This is a genomic window from Bacillus cereus group sp. MYBK30-2 (genome assembly GCF_051915945.1).
GTDB lineage: Bacteria > Bacillota > Bacilli > Bacillales > Bacillaceae_G > Bacillus_A > Bacillus_A paramycoides.
Map to the genome: position 1 here is coordinate 1 of NZ_JBQAFR010000004.1, position 20,898 is coordinate 20,898.

The window sequence follows — 20,898 nt, forward strand, 5'->3', positions numbered from 1 at the left end:
AGCAAGCTCTTAATCCATTCGCTCGACTTGCATGTATTAGGCACGCCGCCAGCGTTCATCCTGAGCCAGGATCAAACTCTCCAATAAAGTTAGTTTGTCTAGCATCTAAAAATAAAAATTGACGTTTCACGTTGTTTGTTTCGTTCAGTTTTCAAAGAACTTGTCCGTCGCTCAGAAGCGACTTCATCATATTAACATCTTCATTTTTCGATGTCAACAATGTTTTTTAATTTCTTTTTTGTCGTTTTCTGCGTTTCCGCATCAGCGACGTTTATTAATATACCATCATGATTTTGAAATAACAAGTGCTTTTTATAAAAAACACAAAAAAAATTCCCTTTCCCTACTTTCCTCTATAGAAAGGACCATTATCCTTTCTACTTAAAATAATTATTTTGATTGTATACAAGTTACTATACACTACCATCACCCAAGCGGTATTTCACAATAAGTTCCTGACTTTTAATCCTCTTCCTTTTAAATTTCGTAATAACCACGACTCTACTTAAGATGGAAAAGTACACATTTAAACGTAAAATAACAAAACAAGTTAGTTACAAGAAACGAAACAACTATCCTAAAGCAAAACTTTAATTAGTGCTTTTTCTCGCCAATCAGAAATCTCTCTTCCACAAATAACGAAATCCCCCTCGAAATATTAACTTAAGATTATTGTTAGAATTTTTTTACATTTAATTAATGAAGATTTCCATTTTTTGTTATATAGTAAGGAAGTGTCAAAAAAACTATAAATAAACTAATGGAGGAATTATCTTATGGATAGGTTAACAAAATTTTCATTAAAAAACCGAGCCGCTATTATTATCATGGTTTTTCTCATTTCCATACTCGGCGTTTATTCCGGTTCTAAATTACCTATGGAATTTTTACCAAGCATCGATAACCCCGCAATAACTGTTACAACATTATCTCAAGGGCTCGATGCTGAAACAATGACCAAGGACGTAACTGATCCTCTCGAAAAACAATTTCGTAATTTAGAACATATCGATGGCATCACTTCTTCCACAAACGAAGGATTATCACGCATCGACATCGCATATACATCCAAGGCAAATATGAAAGACGCGGCACGCGAAGTTGAAAAAGCAATTAATACAGTTAAATTACCTAAAGATGTAACTAAGCCTGTAGTTAGCCAATTAAACACTTCTATGATCCCACTTGCTCAAATTACCATCCAAAAGCAAAACGGATTTTCAAAAGCTGACGAAAAACAAATCGAGGAAGAAATCGTACCACAACTCGAAAGTATTGATGGTGTTGCCAATGTCATGTATTTCGGAAAGTCAACTTCCGAATTATCCATCTTACTTGATCCTAACCAGCTAAAAGATAAAAACGTAACATCAGAGCAAGTATTAAAAGTTTTACAAGGAAAAGAAACTTCCACTCCCACTGGAGCAATTACGGTTAATAAGGAAGAATACAATCTTCGTGTCATCGGGGATATAAAAAATGTAAATGACATTAAAAATATCAACGTTACACCTCAAGTAAAATTACAAGATGTCGCTCAAGTTGAACTAAAACAACATTACGATACCATCTCGCACATAAACGGTGAAGAAGGAACAGGATTAGTCATAATGAAAGAGCCGAGTAAAAACGCGGTTGCAATTGGAAAAGAGATTGATAAAAAGATTAAAAATATAAGCAAGCAATATAAAGATCAGTTTTCTATTAAACTTCTAGCTTCAACTCATGAACAAGTTGAAAATGCTGTTACTAGCATGGGAAAAGAAGTAATCCTTGGGGCAATTGCTGCAACTCTAATTATCTTAATCTTTTTACGCAGCTTCCGAACAACACTCATAGCTGTCGTCAGTATTCCATTATCTATTTTATTAACACTGTTTTTACTTCACCAATCTAACATTACACTTAACATTCTAACTCTTGGTGGCTTAGCCGTTGCCGTGGGACGTCTCGTCGATGATAGTATCGTTGTAATCGAGAACATTTTCCGTCGTTTACAAAAAGAAACCTTCTCTAAAGATATTATTCTTGATGCAACGAAAGAGGTCGCTGTCGCAATCACCTCTTCCACTTTAACAACAGTCGCAGTTTTTTTACCTATCGGTCTCGTATCAGGAGTAATCGGTAAACTCATGTTACCTATGGTATTAGCAGTTGTATATTCTATTTTATCTTCCTTAATCGTTGCATTAACAGTTGTTCCACTTATGGCTTTTTTACTACTCAAAAAAACAAAGCATCGTAAGCCGAGTTCTTCACCACGATATGTCGCTACATTAAAATGGGCTCTTTCTCATAAATTTATCATTCTACTTACTTCTTTTTTATTATTCGCAGGATCAATCGCTGCCTACATACTACTACCGAAAGCGAACATAAAGTCTGAAGATGATACAATGCTATCCGTCAACATGACATTTCCAACCGATTATGAGTCTGAAGCTAAAAAACAAAAAGCCTTTGATTTCGAAAAGAAACTACTCTCTAATCCTGATGTAACAGATGTTATTTTACGAATGGGATCCAGCGCAGAAGATGCACAATGGGGACAGACAACTAAAAACAATCTTGCAACTATATTTGTAGTCTTTAAAAAAGGATCTGACATCGACCAATATATTAAAGAGTTAAAAAAAGAACATACAGCTTTCGAACCAGCTGAACTTGATTATATAAAAACGAGTTACTCTGACGCTGGCGGCGGAAACAACTTACAATTTAACGTAACAGCTACTAACGAAACAAATTTAAAAAAGGCCGCTAACATCGTCGAAACAAAACTAAAAAGCATGGACTCTCTCTCTAAGGTAAAAACAAATATAGAAGCATCTAAAAAAGAATGGCAAATTCATATCGATCAAACAAAGGCTGAGCAACTAGGTTTAACACCAGAATTAGCAGCACAACAAGTAGCATTCCTTATGAAGAAATCACCTATCGGGGAAATCTCAATTAATAATGAAAAAGCAACGATTATGATAGAACACAAGAAGGAAGCCATTAACAAGCAAACAGATATTCTAAACACAAACATACTATCACCTATTAATGGGCCAATCCCTTTAAAAGACGTTGCAACTATTTCAGAAAAACAACTTCAAACGGAAATCTTCCATAAAGATGGAAAAGAAACGATTCAAATTACTGCAGAAGCTTCAAGTGAAGATTTAAGCAAAGTAAGCGCAGAAGTAAACAAGACGATAACCGACTTAGATTTACCTAACGGAGCAAAAGTAAATATCGCAGGTGCTACTGAATCTATGCAAGAGAACTTCACAGACTTATTTAAAATTATGGGGATTGCAATTGGGATTGTATATTTAATTATGGTTATCACATTCGGGCAAGCACGTGCTCCTTTTGCAATTTTATTCTCTTTACCATTAGCTGCTGTCGGCGGTATTTTAGGATTAATTATTTCAAGAACACCTGTTGACGTAAATTCATTGATTGGCGCATTAATGTTAATCGGGATTGTCGTTACAAATGCTATTGTATTAATAGAAAGAGTTCAACAAAATCGGGAAAACGGTATAGAAACAAGAGAAGCTTTACTAGAAGCTGGTTCCACTCGATTACGCCCAATTATTATGACAGCCATAACAACAATCGTCGCTATGCTACCACTTCTCTTCGGGCAATCTCAAGCAGGAAGTATGGTATCAAAAAGTCTAGCCGTCGTTGTAATTGGTGGCTTAGCCGTTTCAACCGTCCTTACACTAGTCGTTGTTCCTGTTATGTATGAACTATTAGATAAAATCGGGAGAAAAAGACGCTCCCGCAGAAAAATAAGTACTTCTACAGAAACACCTGATATTTAAACCCAAAAGGCGTTATCTTCAATTATGAAGATAACGCCTTTTGATCCTCTACCTACCGATATAATCCAGCACTTTTTTACCATACTGCTCTAGCGGCTCTCCAGAATCTACAATAAGATATTCACCGTTTAAAGGCCTTTTACTGCCATCCAGCCATTTTTTAAACGCTACTTCTGATTCTACTTTTGTAATTTGACTTATCTTACGGTCACGTGTTTGTAACCTACGATTAATTTCTTCTATATTATTAAGATAACATTCAATATATTTATATGTAGCACCATGTTTCTGACATAAATCTATTCCTTTTTTAACCATCCCTTCATAGAGACATGGACTATCTAATATCACACTATGCTCTTGCTCCAACAAAAAATTGATCAGTTCCCACTCAATATCATAGGAGATTCCCCCAACCACGGTTGATTCAAAACCTTTTGTCACTAATGATTTTAATAAAGCTGATTTCACGACGTCATGATCTACAATAACAGCACCTGTTAACTTAGCAATATACTTAGAAAGTGTCGATTTCCCTGATCCAGGAAACCCTGACATTTGCAGAAAAAACACATATAAACCCCTCTCTAACTCGCATCCTAATATCTATGCACTCAGTTACGTATTCAACAATTGTTACGTCCATTCCTTCTACATAAAAAAGAACCCCCTGCTTATAAACAGAGAGTTCTTCTTTGTAACTTATGCTGCTTTTACCTTCTTCGTCGTTTTACGACTTTTTTTCGTTCCTGTAAAGCGCTTGTGTAATACAGATGCTACAAAACGTGAAATGATATTGAATAGTAATACCATAATAATTAATACAGCTGCAGATTTTGTCGCAATTAACTTCGCATCTGGGATAATCCCTTCCGAATTTAACTTCCAAATGTGAACCGCTAACGTTTCAGCTGGTCTAAATGGATTTAAAGGATGCGCCGGACTTGAGAAGTCCGCTGCTGAATTTAAAATCGGAGATGTTAAACCCGCTGTGTAAATTAATGCTGCCGCTTCACCGAATATACGACCTGCCGCTAAAATAATACCTGTAATGATTTGTGGTAGTGAAGACGGAATAATAATACGAACGATTGTTTGCCACTTTGTTGCACCTAATCCAAGACTCGCCTCTTTTACATTATGAGGAACTTCTGAAATCGCATTTTCACAAACACGTGTTAAACCTGGTAAGTTTAAAATAGTTAAAGCAAGAGCACCACCCATCACTGTGTATCCCCAGCCTGTCATTGTAACGAACACTAACAAACCGAATAAACCAACAACAATAGAAGGTAACGACGCCATTGTCTCAATACACAAACGAACAAAACTTAAAAAACGCCCTTGTTTTGCATACTCCGCTAAATATATTCCAGCACCTAACCCAAGAGGAATAGATATAATAAGTGTTATAACAAGCATATAGAAAGAATTGAATAACTGCGGACCAATTCCACCACCAGCTCTTGTATTACTCGGTTCTCCGAATAAGAAACTAGGATCCCAAAATCCCCATCCCTTTTGCAGAATTTCGTACATTAAAAAAGCAAGCAAAGCTACAACTAAAGCTGCAACCGCATAAAAGATACCTGTCCAAACTTTATTTACCGTTCTTGCATTCATTATTATCGCTCACCTCTTTGACCAATCGCTCGAATTACTAAAATAAACAGGAATGAAATAACAAGTAAGATCATCGCTAAAGTCCATAGCGCATTGTTCCAAGCAGTTCCATTCAATGTATTCGTCATATCCATTGTCAGAATACCCGTTAACGTTGCTGTTGGACTATATATTCCTTCTGGTAATTTAATCGTGTTCCCGATTACCATTTGAACCGCTAACGCTTCACCAAAAGCACGCGCTAACCCTAAAACAATCCCTGTTAAAATCCCTTGTTTTGCAGCAGGAACAATAACTCGGCTAATCGCTTGCCATTTCGTCGACCCTAGACCGTAAGAAGCTTCCAAGTAATCAAACGGAACAGAGCGTATTGCATCAGAGGCAATACTAGCAATAGTAGGTAAAATCATAATACTTAGGACGATAATACCGGCAATTAAACTAAATCCCACTCCCCCAAACGAATCACGTAATAAAGGAACTAAGATCGTAACCCCTAATAATCCGTATACAACCGACGGAATACCAACTAATAATTCTAAAACAGGCTTTAATACTTTATTCCCAAACTTCGGCGAAATTAAATTCATGAATATAGCAAGAGCTATAGCAATTGGCGCACTAATAACAACAGCACCTAACGACACAAGCGTCGAACCGACAATAAAGATTACAGCACCATACGTACCTTGATCAGCATTTGGATTCCATTTTGTCGAAGTTAGCACCTCAGATAATGAGATACCACTTTGCGTGAAGGATTGAATTCCTTTGCCGCAAATAAACGCAATAATAGCTAATGTAACAAAAACAATAAAGATACCACAAAACGTAACGAGTGTTCTTCCTATATATTCACTCTTTACGTAATTAATTTGTTTTTTCCCCTTCATCACAGGACAGACCCCACTTCATAGATTGAAATGAACAGGACTGGCCTTGCAGCCAGCCCCATAAAATTTTATTACTTATTTAATTTAGACATCGGAATGTAACCCATATCTTCTACTTGTTTTTCAAAATCTTTACCTTTTACATAGTCAATGTATGCTTTTGTCGCTTCTTTTGCCTCACCTTTAGTTACCATGTACTCGTAAGACCAGAATGGATATTTACCAGCAGAGATGTTTTCAACTTTCGGTTCAGCACCATCAATTTTCACAGTTTGCAATGCACCTTTTTTATCGCCAACCATGTAAGACATTGCTAAATAGCTGATTGAACCTGGAGTAGAGTTAATCGCTTGCTCTACTGCACCATTAGAATCTTGTGTAGTACCAGTTCCATCATTAATTTTCGCATCTTTCATAACTGTTTTTTCAAATGTAGCACGTGTACCAGATGAAGCTGGACGATTAATTACGTTGATTTTTTCATCTTTTCCGCCTAACTCTTTCCAGTTCGTTACTTTTCCAGTGAAGATATCTTGCACTTGTTTTACTGTTAAGTTATCAACTTTTACATCTTTATTTACGACAAGTGCGAATGCGATACCCGCTACCTTGTTATCTACTAATTCTTTCGCTTTTTCAGCATCTTTTATTTTATCTGAAGCTGGAACATCCGAATTACCAATTTGTACTGCACCAGACGCTACTTGGTTAATCCCTGTTCCACTACCGCCACCTTGAACTTGAATAGAAACTTTTGAATTTTTCTCCATGAATTTCTTTCCAGCTTCCTCCGCAAGAGGTTGAAGAGCTGTAGAGCCAGCCGCTGCAATCGTACCTGATAATTCTTGTTTTGCATTATCGCTTCCTTTAGCAGCTTCCTTATTATCCGTACTTTCTGCTTTTCCACATCCAACTAATGCACCTGCAACAACTAAAGCCGCTAAAGAAAATTTAATACCCTTTTTCATAACCATGTCTTGTACCCCCATTTGGATTATCACTTTTCGAATTCATCTTCTTTCGAACACAAATTCATTGTAGGACAACAATATTATGTGAGTGTTAAGCAATTTTTAAGTTTAAGTAAATAGAGATAACATCCCGCAAAAGCTAGACATTCCAACATTTACAGTTAAAAAAGCCAACAAAACCCACACTAACCACGCAGTATTGTAAATTTATTCTTAACAATGTAAAGCCAATGTAAATATTTTTCTTTATTTTGCCCTTTAAGTTAAAAATATATTTACAATTCCCCTATATTTTTTAACTTTTACACTCTTACCTTATTTACATTAAGAAGAATTTCAGTAATATTTTTCGGTACAACCAAATAAATTGGAACAATTCTAAAAATAAATGAATATTTTTAAAGTACTAATTGACAGCATCATCCAATGTAGTCTACTATATTAGTAGCAAAAAGTTTACCTAAGGAAACTTTTTAAACTTAAACTAAAAATATAGAGATGAGGTAACTTTTATGGTATCGGCTAACATAAAACCACTTTCCGAATTTACAACGGGAGAGTTTGTACAAATTGAGAAGATACAATTAGAAGGAACTATGAAACGACGTTTATTAGATTTAGGCTTTATTCCTGGGGCGACGATTAAAGTATTACAACGCAGTCCACTTGGAGACCCGGTCGCTTATCAAGTAAGCAACACAACTATTGCACTGCGTAAAGAAGAAAGTTCCCTTATTTTCGGGGTATTAATAGGAGATGATTTCAGATGAGTAACCATCGCATTGCTTTAGCTGGTAACCCGAATACCGGAAAAAGTACATTATTTAATACTTTAACAGGCTTAAAACAACATACTGGAAACTGGACGGGGAAAACTGTTTTAAAAGCTGAAGGGGAATATGAGCATAACGGAAATATATATACAATAATAGATTTACCTGGAACTTACTCACTGTATTCAAATTCGGCAGATGAAGAAGTCGCACGAGATTATATTATATTTGAAAAGCCAGAAGTAACTGTGGTTGTTATAGACGCAACTGCAATGGAAAGAAATTTAAATTTAGCACTCCAAGTGATGGAAATGACAAACGATGTAGTCATTTGTATTAACTTAATTGATGAAGCAGAGAAAAAGGGAATCGTTATTGATGAAAAAAAATTAGCAAAATCACTTGGTGTACCGGTAGTTAAAATTTCAGCACGAAACCGAGTTGGTATCGGACATTTACTAAGTGTCATTGCTAAAGTAGCAACAAAAAGGCTCATTCCGACACCAATTAAAATTACTTATAATGAAAAAATTGAAAATATGATTCAAGAATTAGAACCACAAATTTATAAAGTGTTCGGCGATACGTATCCAGCACGTTGGATTGCACTACGTATTTTAGATGGAGATAAAAATTTCTTAACTACACTCCAAAAACATCATAACGAACCACTTGTAAGGGAGGTCGTAATAAATGGAATCTCACTCAGCCAGTAAAGCTCTTCCATTAGACTATATTATCCAACATGCACAAACACTCTCAAAAGAAGATATACGAGATGATATTGTCGGAGATATTTATCGAACATCTGCAAACATATGTAAAGAATCTGTTCAATATACAAATACTGATAAATTGTATCGTTCCGAAAAACTAGATAAAATTTTCACATCTCCAATCTGGGGATTCCCAATTATGCTCGGTATTTTATCTATCATTTTTTATCTTACAATTGCAGGCGCTAACGTGCCCTCTGATATGCTTGCTGAGTTCTTCGGCTGGGCAGAAGGATATTTAACATCTTGGTTCCAAGCAATGCATGCACCTGAATGGTTACATGGCATTTTAATACTTGGTTTATTCCGTGGTATCGGTGCTGTTATTAGCGTTATGTTACCACCTATGGCCATTTTCTTCCCTATGTTCGCACTATTAGAAAACTACGGATACTTACCACGTGTCGCATTTAATATGGACCGCTTATTCAAGCGATCTGGTGCACATGGTAAACAATCTTTAACAATGGCAATGGGATTTGGTTGTAATGCAGCTGCCATTATGTCGACACGTATTATTGAATCACCACGTGAACGTATGCTTGCAATCTTAACAAACAACTTCGTTCCTTGTAACGGTCGCTGGCCTATGTTAATTTTAATGGCTTCACTATTTATGGCTGCTGGTTATACAGGTAGCATGCAAACATTTGTTACTGCAAGTGTCGTAGTTGGAATGGTTGTAATTGGTGTTATTATGACATTAACCGTTTCTTGGGTACTATCAAAAACAGCTTTAAAAGGCGTTCCAACTCACTACACACTTGAGTTACCACCATACCGCAAGCCAAAAATTTGGAATACAATTGTGCGTTCAACGCTCGATAAATCAATATATGTTTTAAAACGAGCTGTGATTGTAGCTGCACCTGCCGCTGTATTAACTTGGATACTTGCTAATATTTTCGTTGGTGACACTAGCTTACTTATGCACTTTGTAAACTTCCTAGATCCATTCGCTAAAATGTTAGGACTTGACGGTTTTATTCTAGCAGCGTTTATTCTTGGACTACCAGCTAATGAAATTGTTATTCCAATTTTATTAATGTCTTACTTATCAACTGGCGCTTTAACTGAAATAGATGATTTTAATCAAATCAAAAATCTATTCTTAGAACACGGTTGGACTTGGTTAACTGCGTTAAATACAATGTTGTTCTCACTTCTTCATTTCCCATGCGGGACAACACTGGTTAACATATATAAAGAAACAAAAAGTGCAAAGTGGACATTCTTATCGTTTGCAATCCCTACCGTTATCGCCATTGTTGTTACATTCCTCTCTACACAATTGGTACATTGGTTAGGGCTTGTATAAAAGCTAAGCATACATAGAAGGTATCCCCCTTCACCATATGCTTAGTGCATAAAAGAAACCTGAAACTTATTCAGGTTTCTTTTTTTCTTTCCACGGCTGCGCTCCATACGTTGTAATTTTTTTATGAATAAAGTATATAGCTCCTGGAAGAACCGCCATCAATATCGCGCAACTAATTCCTAATCCAGTAAACAACTTACATCACCTTATTTCACTTTCTTCGGTAAAGCTGATCCCGAATGTTCAATTATAGGATGAACATGAACAATTACTTCAGCGTTACTAAAATAATTTTCACCTTGATCCCAATTCTTACTTATTTTTTTCCACTCTTTATAATTATGTCGCTTATATACTTCACCTAATCCCAATACATCTACCTTATATTTTTTTTGAACAAGTTTTACTGATTTCTGGATACGTTTCTCCATTTCCTCCGCAATATTTTTCTTTAATCGATTTTCATTCATAATTTGTTTATTATCACTAAAATGCAACTCAGCCAAGGTCCCATCTAGAGATAAATGAATATCAAACTTCGGTTTTGTAGCATTTACCGTAGATACTTTAATCTTCCGGTGTATCTTATGAATTTCATATGTAATAAGCTGGCCCTTTTTACGGATAGTAAAAAAACCTCCAATTTTTTTACCTATTACATAGTTCATTCCTAACGTTTGTTCTCCACTCAGCATTCCAACACACTTATTATCCTTTCCACGAAATAAAGCAGCCCCTTCCATCTGGACACCTTGCTTCGTTAAGCCTAAAACAGGTAGCGCAAAACTTTGCTTTGAAATCATTTTCTCCTGTACTTCACCAATTCTTGCCGCCTCAATCATTTGAGCATTTTTCGGAGGATGATCAGCTAACATATCAATGTATTTCGACGGTAAATTTTCAGGCTTTGCACTTTGTTTTAAAATAGCTTCCGCATTTTTCTTCGAAACGAACAAACGAATATTCCTTCTCATTTCATGATCACGAATATATACATCTAACGTATTTTGCAAAACATACGGGCCTGAAAGTAATTCTTTAGAAAAAATTATCACTTGTATATGTGGAAAGAATAAGGAACGACTAATTTTTTTAGCAATAATTCGTATTTGCTCAAAAACACTATCAGCTTTTGCACTAACATTAATATAATTTTTACTCTCCCCATCGCCTTGAGCACCTTGTGGCGTTAACTTACTTGGGAGTACCATTTGGTATGTGCCCTTCATCACCGGATTAGATTTCTTTTCTTTCACAATATCATAAGCCGCCCCTACTACAAATCCTCTTTCTTCGATCTCTTCTAACTCAGAACACCCACTCATCAAACTAGCCAAAACAGCACATATCATAATTTTAAGAAGGTGCTTCATTTTTACCATTCCTTCTTTTTATTTTATATACAATTAAAACTAACAAAGGCGCTAATACAACAAACCCCATATCAATCCAAGCTAAATAAGTTCCATAATGTGATAAATCGTCTAAATTACCAGGCATCATATTCACAATAAAAATAATAGGGGCACTTACGAAAATGAAAATATGCTTCTTCACTTTCGGAAACATGGCACAAAATAATAAAGATGCGACGTCATAATACATTGCTGTAGTGTTATAAATAGTAATAATCCAAATAGTAAAAAAAATCGCGTCAAATCTTTCTAAAAATCCTCCGCCAATTGCAATTTCTTTCCCTAATTCAATCGTTGGATATGTCAGTCCCCTAGTTGTCATATAGGTAAAAACACTAATACAAGTTATATAAATTAAAATGTACGAAAGCACATTTACCATCACTGCTTTTGCAACTGCCAACGGTGCTTTTTTTGCTGTGTCATTTAACATCACCGCATAAAACAAAGCTACCTCAAATCCAATAAACGTAAAAACAGAGCTTTTAACTCCTACAGCATATTGCCTTACGTCCGTTTGAAAAGCCGGTAGTAAATTATCTATTTCCATTAAGTTCACATTCAATAAAGAAAGCAATACGATTGCAATAAAAACGATAGGTAAAAATAAAACGTTTAACCTTAATAAAGCTGCTCTCGATCCTGCTACTCCATAAACAACAACTAATAGGAAAAAGAAAGACAATAGTTGTATTGGTGTATCATTAAATAAATACGTTTGTGAAATAATTGCAATCATTCGCGATTCATATGCTGTCAAAGCAGCAAACGTTAATACTAAAATGGCACTAATCGTGTATGCCACAGGCTTTGTCAAATGCGCACTCGTATATTGAACAAAGTTTTGTTTCGGGAATAGAATTGCCACCCTCGTTACAAACCATCCAAAAAATGCACATATCAATCCTCCAGCAAGCAAAATAATCCAGCCATCTGAAAATAGAGTTTGCGTAGCGACGTCTCGTGGCATAGATAATGCCCCTATACCAATAATGACTGAAGATACCGCAAAACCAAGCTCCCGGGATCCAATTTCTTCATCTCCGTATTCAAATGGTTTCAATTATTCTCGCTCCTTTGGACTTAATGTAGAGTCTTTCGTTTGTAAATATTCCGGTCTCTCTTTCAACATTGACTTCGGCAAGCGGACAATCTCTTCTTTCCAATCTTTATAAAACGCAGGAGCAATAGGCGTTGTATACGGTACCCCAACACTCTTTAAATTCGTAATATGAACGGCAAGTGCAATAAGAGCTAAAATAATTCCATACAGCCCAAAAGCAGTCGCGGCTAATACAAAAACGAAAAGTAAAACCCTAAACGTAATCGTAATGCTATACACAGGCAGTGAAAATGTAGCAATTGCTGTAACCGCAATAATAATGACTAAAAACGGATTTACAATCCCCGCACTTACTGCTGCTTCTCCAATTACAAGGCCACCTACAATCCCAATGGTTTGTCCCATCTGTTTCGGTAATCTAATTCCAGCTTCTCTTATTAATTCCATCGTCAATGCCATCATTAATGTTTCAATATAAGCAGGAAACGGTACACCTTCCCTCGCACCTGCAATTGAATAAGCCAATTTAGAAGGAATAAGTCCTTGGTGATATGAAACTAGCGCTACATACATTGCCGGCATTAAAATCGCAATTATACCGGAAATCATTCGCAAAACCCTTAATAACGTACCAATTATCCAGCGCTCATAATGATCTTCTACCGATTGAAAAATATCAACAAATACTAATGGCGCAATAAGTGCAAATGGTGATCCATCTACTAAAATGGCCGCTTTTCCCTTCGCTAATGAGGCCACAATACTATCAGGCCTTTCTGTATTCAAAAACTGCGGAAATGGCGATAAATTATTATCTTGAATTAATTGTTCAATCGTACCTGTTTCCAAAACGACATCTGTCACTATCGATTGAAGACGACGATCTAACTCTTTTACAATGTAAGGATTAATAATATCTTCTATATATACTATGGTCACTTCTTTTTGCGATCTTTTTCCCATAATATAAGATTGAAATCGTAGCTTTGGATCACGTAAACTACGGCGAATTAACATTTTATTTACATTAATATCTTCATTTAGTCCAATCCTCGGTCCACGTATTAAATCTTCTGTCACAGGTGGTTCTAGACTTCTTTTCTCCCAGGCTCTACTATTAATAACAATAGCAGTTTGAATATTATCAATTAATATAACTGTGTCTCCCGCTAAAATTGCATTAATAATATTAGGAAATGTTTTTTCAACATTTACTTCTGCGATAGAAATAAAACGATCTAATAATGTTTGGACAACGGCCGATTGCTGGGGTATTTCTTCATATTGAAGCGGGCGAATAATATATTTATAAACATTATCCTTATCTGTTAATCCACATAAAAAAACAACCGCACAACGTGTAAAACTGCCAGCAAGAGCAACTTCTCTAATCGTTAAATCATTAGGTGAACCTAACTCATCCCTGATTTCCTTCATAACTTCAAACAAGGTACTTTTCAACTCTAACAATTTCCCCACCTAACTTCCTTTTTAACAAGTTTTTAGTTAGATTCCGCTAATAGAAGTAAATATATACAAAAAAGAGCTATCTCTTTTCAAAGATAGCTCTAACATGCGAATTACTTTTCTACTATTATATTGCCCGTCTTTATAGATACACTTTTCGTGAGTCCACTCACTACAAACATCACAACAATATTAATTAACAATGCAACTATACCTACATTCAAATCTTTTATATATTGCGGTACCCCTGGAAACATCGTAGCTATAGTAGAACCAGATAAGGTGATATATGCAACAACTAACAGCCCAATTCCCATCCCCGCAATCGCACCTTGTTTCGTAATAATTTGCCGAGGAAACAAACTACATACAAGTGCAGGGAAAAGTTGTGTCACTATACTGTATCCCATTAAAAGAAGCGCCCCTATTGTTTCTCCACCTTTAAAGGTGAACAAAACAGCTACAAGCGTTACTACAGGAACAAATAATTTCGCCACTTTAGCAACTTGTCTATCTGAAGCAGATGGGACCATTGTTCGGTAAATATTTTTTGCTAACAATGTAGAAGCTGCCATAACAAGCATGGAACCTGGAACTAATGCTGTTAAAACTCCAGCACTGCCAATAATCCCAATAAACCACGGGTCAAAGGTTTGTAAAGCCAGACGGAATAATGAAAGATCTACATCCGCTCCCTTTAATCCAGGAACTTGTAATATAGCAGCAAAACCTGCAAAGAACACGAAAAGCAAAACTAAAGAATAAAGAGGCATAATCGCCGCATTTTTCCTAAATACTTTTTCATTTTTTGCAGAGAAAGCAGAGGCGAATGTATGGGGCCACATATAGAAACCGAGGGCCGTTAATATAATAGTAGAAACAAACCAAGAAATACTCATTCCTTCATCAGGTAAAGATAAAAATCCTGGTTTTGCTGCTTCTACAGCTTCGAACATCGGCTGAAATCCTCCGTAATAATGATACGGTAAATATATACCTAAAAACATAACGATAAACAGTATCATAATATCCTTCAAAGCGGCTGTCCAAGCAGAGCCGTGTATACCTGAAACCATTACATATATAGTTATAACAATAGCACCAATCCATACTGCAATAACAGGTGACACTCTTCCATACGAAGCTTCTGAAACGATAATTCCTAGTCCCTTTAACTGTAAAACAAGATATGGAATAATAGAAATAACACCAACAATTGAAACTATTACCCCAAGCATCTTACTCCTATATTTCTTCGCAAAAAAATCCGGCTGTGAAACAAGGTTATGTTCTTTTGCATACTTCCAAATCGGTGGCAATAAAAAATACGATAAAATATAAGCTAGCGCGCCATAACCTAAAATATAAAATGTAGGCGCCCCTTTACTATACGCCCAGCCACTTCCTCCTAAAAATGTGAACGTCGTATAAATTTCGCCTGCCATAAGGAGAAAAACGAAAATAGTTCCAAACCCTCTTCCGCCAACCGACCATTGTTCTAAGTTCATATCTTTTCCATGTTGTGCCCGAATCCCTAAAAATAGTGCTAGAAATAAAAATAAAATAATGATAAGTAATGCTATCATCCTATATCCCCCTTATTAGCAGGATCAAATAAGTATACAAGCCCCATACATAGAGACGTAATGAGCACTGATAATAATACCCAGAATAATAAAAATGGCATCCCCAATACGTAAGGAGTGACTGAATTCGCAAATACTGGTCCAACTACTAAACAAAGAACTGGAATAAGCGCTAGCACATGTATTTTCTTCATCTCATTCTCCTTTATTTATAAAATTCATAATGGCTGATACAAAAACTTCCACTCCAATTGGTAATGCGTCTTCGTCAATTGTAAAACGAGGATGGTGATGCGGATATATAATTCCCTTCTCTTCATTTCCTGCTCCTATAAAAAAGAATGTCCCTGGTGCCTTTTGTAAAAAGGCTGAAAAATCTTCTCCTGCCATCGTTGGTTGTAAACGCACAACCCGTTCTCTTCCAAAAAGCTGTAATGCCGTATGTTCAATAAGTTCTGTAACTTCATAATCGTTCACAACTGGTCGATATCCATATTCATAAGAAAATGTATACTTAGCACCGTAGGATTCTGTAATATGTTGTACAATCCGTTCAAGCTTCTTCTTTGTTTCTCCTCTTAATTCATGCCTTAAACTTCTCACTGTCCCTTCAATCTCCGCTTGTTCCGGAATAACATTATGAGTTGTCCCAGAATGAAATTGCGTAACAGATACTACGAGAGAATCTAACGGATTCGTGAGGCGAGATACAATTTGCTGAATTTGCGATACAATTTGTGCACCGATTGCGATACTATCAACTGTTTCGTGCGGAATTCCAGCATGTCCACCTTTTCCCTCTATCGTAATTTTAAAAACATCCGGTGCCGCCATCGCTGGACCATAAATTACACCTACTTTTCCAACCTCTAATGAAGCCCAAAGGTGAGCACCAATAATGTAATCCACACCTTCCATTACTCCCGCTGCGACCATTTCCTCTGCACCACCCGGGAAATTCTCTTCTGCATGTTGAAATAGAAAACGAATTTCCCCTTTAACTTTCTCTCTTTCCTCCACCAACTTATGTACTACACCAAGCAATATCGCCATATGACCATCGTGACCACACGCATGCATCACACCTGGATATGTAGAAATATAATCAAACTTATTTTCTTCATGAATAGGAAGAGCATCCATATCAGCACGAACTGCGATTGTTTTACCAGGCTGTTTACCAATTAGCCTTGCCATTACACTATATTTAGTAGGGCGCGAAACTTCTAAATATGGGATTTCCCGAAGTATGTCGAATACAAATCGAGATGTTTTTTCTTCTTGAAAAGATAACTCCGGATACTTATGAAAGTGCCTTCTCCACTCAATCAACTGATTCTTTAATAAAACAAGTTCCTTTGCGACATCCATTTCTCTTCTCCCCTTCTTCACTAAGTTAACTGTTATTATAACGTGAATAGTTAACTTTTAAAAGAATCTTCTGAATTTTTCAATAATAAATATTTAAAAATAAAAAGCCACCATTAAGATGACTTTTCATTATTACAAAATAGTAATTGCTTGTTTCCCCATTTGCTCCCATGACTTTTCAAACTCCGCTCGCGGAACAGCTTTACGTGGGTTATTCGCAAGAGGATCATTCATATATACAAAATTTTGATCGTATCCAATTACGATTACACTATGCTCATAATATGTAATTTTTACTTCTCCTGAACTTGTATTCCACGTCTCAAAGCTATCTTCTGAAAGTGGTTTAAACGTCGTATTCGCAATTACCCATACAGGTGATCCCGAACTAATTACTTTATATAAATCTTGCACTTCTCTACCTGTTAAATTAATGACTTTTTCGGGAACATACTTTTCTGCTAATTTAAAGATTGGTTGATGATACACACCGTACCCTAGCTCAGATTTCGTATAAATATTCCCGACAAACCCTTCATAGGGATTCCCACGCAAACCATCTTGTTCAAATGGGACACGATGAATTTCACTAGCAAGTTGCATCTTATCTACTTGTACACCTTTATGTTGCAACAACATCGCTAAACTCGTCACTTCACACCCACGAGGTAATTCAGGTAATTGCTTTATAAATGGGACATCTTCAATCATTGCACTTTCTTTCACCTCAGAGAAAAGGTCTAACCGTAATTCGTGTGCCTTTTTCATAATTTTATCTTTCTCGATAAAAAACACGGCAGCAAATATAATACCGAAAATAAAAATATATTTTAACTTTTTCATCATAAACCGAACTCCATTATATCAATTATTTTAAAGATGCAACTTCTACCATTGTACCTTTCTTCTTACTAGTTTGCTAGAAAGATTCTGTGAATTATTATTTACATATACCATTTTTAAAATTCTAATTATTTTTAATAAAAAGAAAAAACAATATACTTTTTCTGAATATTTTGCTAAAATCAAAATTGTTAACATAGTGAATGAATCACAATTCCCTTCACTACGTTAACAAACATTCTAGGATATTTAGTCATAGTTAGTTTTTCTTTTACATACTCCATTCATTTCATAACAAAATAAATCGAGTATGTTTTTCATCCCCCACTAATGATTAAAATCCCAGAATGAAATCAAGTTAACACATACAAGAAAAATACGGGGTGAGGGGCATATGAATCAACAAGTAGAACAAACAGATTTAAAACGAACAATGAAAAGTAGACACTTATTCATGATTGCACTTGGTGGAGTCATTGGAACAGGATTATTTATGGGCTCTGGACAAATCGTCCATAATGCCGGACCAGGCGGAGCTATTCTTGCATTTTTAGTCGGTGGTTTCGTTATGTATTTAACGATGTTATGTCTTGGTGAATTATCAGTAGCTATGCCAGAAGCAGGTTCATTCCAAAGTTATGCAAGCAAATTTATTTCACCTGGTTTTGGATTTGTCGTCGGTTGGATGTATTGGTTAAATTGGGCTGTTACAGTTGGAGTAGAGTTAACGACTGTTAGTATTTTAATGAAACGTTGGTTTCCAGACGTTTCTTCGTGGATTTGGTGTGTTATATTTGCAGCAGCACTCTTTCTTGTGAACGCTTTATCAGCGAAAGCATATGCAGAGACTGAGTTTTGGTTCGCTAGCGTAAAGGTTGCAACAATTGTTGTCTTTATTGTACTTGGAGGCGCAGTTATGTTCGGTTTTCTCGACTTTAATGGAAAACCAGCTCCAATGCTTCATAATTTCACTGAAAATGGCGGACTATTTCCAAATGGTGCACTAGCAGTTCTTCTTACGATGATTACAGTAAATTACTCATTCCAAGGAACTGAACTTATTGGTATTGCTTCAGGTGAAAGCGAAAACCCTGAAAAAACGATCCCAAAAGCTATAAAAAACACAATTTGGCGAACTCTATTCTTTTTCGTCTTAGCAATCTCAGTTGTTGTAGGTTTACTCCCATGGCAAGAGGCTAATCTAGTTGAAAGTCCATTTGTACTTGTATTTGATGTAGCTGGTGTTCCATATGCAGCAGACATTATGAACTTTGTTATTATTACAGCTGTATTATCTGTAGCTAACTCTGGTCTATACGCAAATTCTCGTATGCTTTGGGCGATGGCAAAACAAGGCATGGCAAGTCCAGCTTTTACAAAGCTAACTAAAAAAGGTGTACCGCTAAACGCATTAATTTTCAGCCTAATTTTTGCAAGCCTTTCTTTATTAACAAGTGTATTTGCGGCAGATACTGTCTTTTTAGTTCTAACATCTATTGCAGCAATGGCAGCTGTTGTCGTTTGGATGTCGATCGCAGCTTCACAATTTTTCTTCCGTAGAGAATTCGTGAAAAATGGCGGTGACATAAAGGATTTAAAATATCGTACACCACTTTATCCAGTAGTTCCAATCGTAGCTTTTTCACTCAATTTCATTACATTTGTTAGTTTAGCTTTCATTCCAGATCAGAGAATTGCTCTTTTTTGCGGGATTCCATTTATGATTATCTGTTACATTTTATACCAAGTAAAATATAAAAAAGTTGTCACATTTGAACAGCAACAAAATGTAACTCGGAAAATAAACTAAATATACAAAATATTCAGCTATCTTTCTTATGATAAGATAGCTTTTTTCTATTTATTGGATATGTTGGTATAACTTTATTTAACTTAAAATTTTCACAATCACGTTTTTCTCTGGAAAATAGTTTACAATGTAATCAAGTTACAAATGATATTCACCTTAAAAAGCGTGCATTTGTGTCTATTTTTTAACAATATGACAAAAACTATTGCCTTCTATAAATTAATAGGTTTATATTGTTTTATTGGCATAGTTTCAATCCAAGGAGAAAGGAGATTTTCAATCGTGCAACTAAAGAAAGCGTTTTGGAAGTTGGCTTCACTTCTTCCGTTATCATTACTTCTGTTCCTCGGTGGCTGTGATAAGAAACTCGCAGTATTAAATCCGCAAGGACCTGTTGCAAAAGCACAGTATGATTTAATTGTTTGGTCATTCGTGCTTATGTCATTAATTATCGCAATTGTATTCATTTTGTTTACAGTCATCTTGATTCGTTATCGTGAAAAACCAGAGAATATGGACTATGAGCCACCTGATCAACACGGTAACACATTATTAGAAATTATTTGGACGCTTGTTCCTGTTATTATCGTTATCGCATTATCGATTCCAACAGTAAAAGCAACTTATGCTTCGGAAGAGGTTCCGAAAGAGTCCAAACATATTAAACCAGTTGAAATTTATGTTACATCTGCAAACTGGAAATGGTTATTTAGTTACCCAGAGGAAAAAATTGAAACCGTTAACTATTTAAACATCCCAGCTGGTGTACCTATTCAATTCAAACTGACTTCTGTAGGTCCAATGAATGCTTTCTGGGTTCCAGAACTTGGTGGTATGAAATACACTATGGATGGCATGATCATGGATTTATATTTACAAGCTGATAAACCTGGTTCTTACCTAGGTCGTAGTTCGAACTTCTCTGGTGAAGGATTCACTCATATGGAATTCGAACTTGAAGCAAAAACAAAAGAAAAGTATGACAAGTGGGTAAAAGAAGTACAACAAACTGCTCCTAAACTAACAGAAGATAAGTACAACGAAATTGTTAAACCTGGTGTAGTTGGTCGTATGACATTCTCTAGTCATCACTTAAGTTATGTAGATCCAAAATCACTTGAATATTGTGATTACAACTACTACAAAAACAAAAAATAATAGCTATTAT

At 35.8% G+C, this 20,898-nt stretch carries 18 protein-coding genes and 1 rRNA gene; 6 read left to right on the top strand and 13 right to left on the bottom strand.

Translation table 11 applies throughout. From position 1 onward, the window contains the following. A 16S ribosomal RNA gene (locus tag ACTFQM_RS21440) occupies positions 1–87 on the bottom strand; the annotation flags it as partial. Between the two features lie 689 nt (positions 88–776). Here ACTFQM_RS21440 and ACTFQM_RS21445 point away from each other — a divergent pair. Next, a complete protein-coding gene (locus ACTFQM_RS21445; RefSeq protein ID WP_440036186.1) occupies positions 777–3,821 on the top strand; it encodes an efflux RND transporter permease subunit in 3,045 nt (1,014 codons plus the stop codon). A 48-nt stretch (positions 3,822–3,869) separates the two neighbouring features. Here the strand turns inward: ACTFQM_RS21445 and ACTFQM_RS21450 are convergent, their stop codons facing one another. From ACTFQM_RS21450 to ACTFQM_RS21465, 4 genes are all read right to left on the bottom strand, one after another. Next, positions 3,870–4,394 (bottom strand): AAA family ATPase, encoded by a 525-nt coding sequence (locus ACTFQM_RS21450; protein WP_440036188.1) that lies wholly within the window; start codon positions 4,392–4,394, stop codon positions 3,870–3,872. A gap of 129 nt (positions 4,395–4,523) precedes the next feature. After that, positions 4,524–5,444 (bottom strand): phosphate ABC transporter permease PstA, encoded by a 921-nt coding sequence (pstA, locus tag ACTFQM_RS21455; RefSeq protein ID WP_002174930.1) that lies wholly within the window; start codon positions 5,442–5,444, stop codon positions 4,524–4,526. Positions 5,445–5,446: 2 nt separating this feature from the next. After that, complete coding sequence (gene pstC, locus ACTFQM_RS21460; RefSeq protein WP_002174929.1) at positions 5,447–6,337, bottom strand: phosphate ABC transporter permease subunit PstC; 891 nt, start codon at positions 6,335–6,337, stop codon at positions 5,447–5,449. A gap of 71 nt (positions 6,338–6,408) precedes the next feature. Then, a complete protein-coding gene (locus ACTFQM_RS21465; RefSeq protein ID WP_048370834.1) occupies positions 6,409–7,311 on the bottom strand; it encodes a phosphate ABC transporter substrate-binding protein PstS family protein in 903 nt (300 codons plus the stop codon). Positions 7,312–7,820: 509 nt separating this feature from the next. Between ACTFQM_RS21465 and ACTFQM_RS21470 the strand changes: the two genes are divergently transcribed. The 3 genes from ACTFQM_RS21470 to ACTFQM_RS21480 are packed head-to-tail and all read left to right on the top strand — an operon-like array spanning position 7,821 to position 10,175. Further along, complete coding sequence (locus ACTFQM_RS21470) at positions 7,821–8,078, top strand: FeoA family protein (RefSeq protein WP_440036189.1); 258 nt, start codon at positions 7,821–7,823, stop codon at positions 8,076–8,078. Continuing rightward, complete coding sequence (locus tag ACTFQM_RS21475) at positions 8,075–8,797, top strand: FeoB small GTPase domain-containing protein (protein WP_178941081.1); 723 nt, start codon at positions 8,075–8,077, stop codon at positions 8,795–8,797. Before ACTFQM_RS21470 ends, ACTFQM_RS21475 begins: the two co-directional genes overlap by 4 nt. Then, complete coding sequence (locus ACTFQM_RS21480) at positions 8,775–10,175, top strand: nucleoside recognition domain-containing protein (RefSeq protein ID WP_048370831.1); 1,401 nt, start codon at positions 8,775–8,777, stop codon at positions 10,173–10,175. Before ACTFQM_RS21475 ends, ACTFQM_RS21480 begins: the two co-directional genes overlap by 23 nt. A 66-nt stretch (positions 10,176–10,241) precedes the next feature. On the opposite strand, the gene ACTFQM_RS21485 is transcribed toward ACTFQM_RS21480, so the two are convergent. The 8 genes from ACTFQM_RS21485 to ACTFQM_RS21520 form a co-directional block, all read right to left on the bottom strand. Next, a complete protein-coding gene (locus ACTFQM_RS21485; RefSeq protein WP_082147787.1) occupies positions 10,242–10,370 on the bottom strand; it encodes a hypothetical protein in 129 nt (42 codons plus the stop codon). Positions 10,371–10,381: 11 nt separating this feature from the next. Continuing rightward, entirely contained in the window at positions 10,382–11,548 is a 1,167-nt protein-coding gene (locus ACTFQM_RS21490) for a Ger(x)C family spore germination protein (protein WP_440036190.1), read from the bottom strand. Next, entirely contained in the window at positions 11,532–12,653 is a 1,122-nt protein-coding gene (locus tag ACTFQM_RS21495) for an endospore germination permease (protein ID WP_440036192.1), read from the bottom strand. Before ACTFQM_RS21495 ends, ACTFQM_RS21490 begins: the two co-directional genes overlap by 17 nt. Continuing rightward, the gene (locus ACTFQM_RS21500; RefSeq protein ID WP_440036194.1) at positions 12,654–14,132 is read right to left on the bottom strand and encodes a spore germination protein; all 1,479 of its coding nucleotides are present in this window, start codon (positions 14,130–14,132) and stop codon (positions 12,654–12,656) included. A 101-nt stretch (positions 14,133–14,233) separates the two neighbouring features. Beyond that, positions 14,234–15,706, bottom strand: a complete 1,473-nt coding sequence (locus ACTFQM_RS21505) for a sodium:solute symporter family protein (protein WP_440036196.1) — start codon at positions 15,704–15,706, stop codon at positions 14,234–14,236. After that, a complete protein-coding gene (locus tag ACTFQM_RS21510; RefSeq protein ID WP_002174920.1) occupies positions 15,703–15,900 on the bottom strand; it encodes a DUF3311 domain-containing protein in 198 nt (65 codons plus the stop codon). The genes ACTFQM_RS21505 and ACTFQM_RS21510 overlap by 4 nt, the downstream gene beginning before the upstream one ends. A 1-nt stretch (position 15,901) precedes the next feature. Next, a complete protein-coding gene (locus tag ACTFQM_RS21515) occupies positions 15,902–17,077 on the bottom strand; it encodes an amidohydrolase (protein WP_440036198.1) in 1,176 nt (391 codons plus the stop codon). A 132-nt stretch (positions 17,078–17,209) separates the two neighbouring features. Beyond that, the gene (locus ACTFQM_RS21520; RefSeq protein WP_440036318.1) at positions 17,210–17,920 is read right to left on the bottom strand and encodes a C39 family peptidase; all 711 of its coding nucleotides are present in this window, start codon (positions 17,918–17,920) and stop codon (positions 17,210–17,212) included. Positions 17,921–18,314: 394 nt separating this feature from the next. Here ACTFQM_RS21520 and ACTFQM_RS21525 point away from each other — a divergent pair, with 394 nt between their 5' ends. Continuing rightward, positions 18,315–19,730: an amino acid permease gene (locus ACTFQM_RS21525; protein ID WP_178941086.1), complete on the top strand. Its 1,416-nt coding sequence runs from the start codon at positions 18,315–18,317 to the stop codon at positions 19,728–19,730. Between the two features lie 282 nt (positions 19,731–20,012). Then, positions 20,013–20,888 (top strand): cytochrome aa3 quinol oxidase subunit II, encoded by an 876-nt coding sequence (locus tag ACTFQM_RS21530; protein WP_071717605.1) that lies wholly within the window; start codon positions 20,013–20,015, stop codon positions 20,886–20,888. The last annotated feature ends 10 nt before the right edge of the window (positions 20,889–20,898 follow it).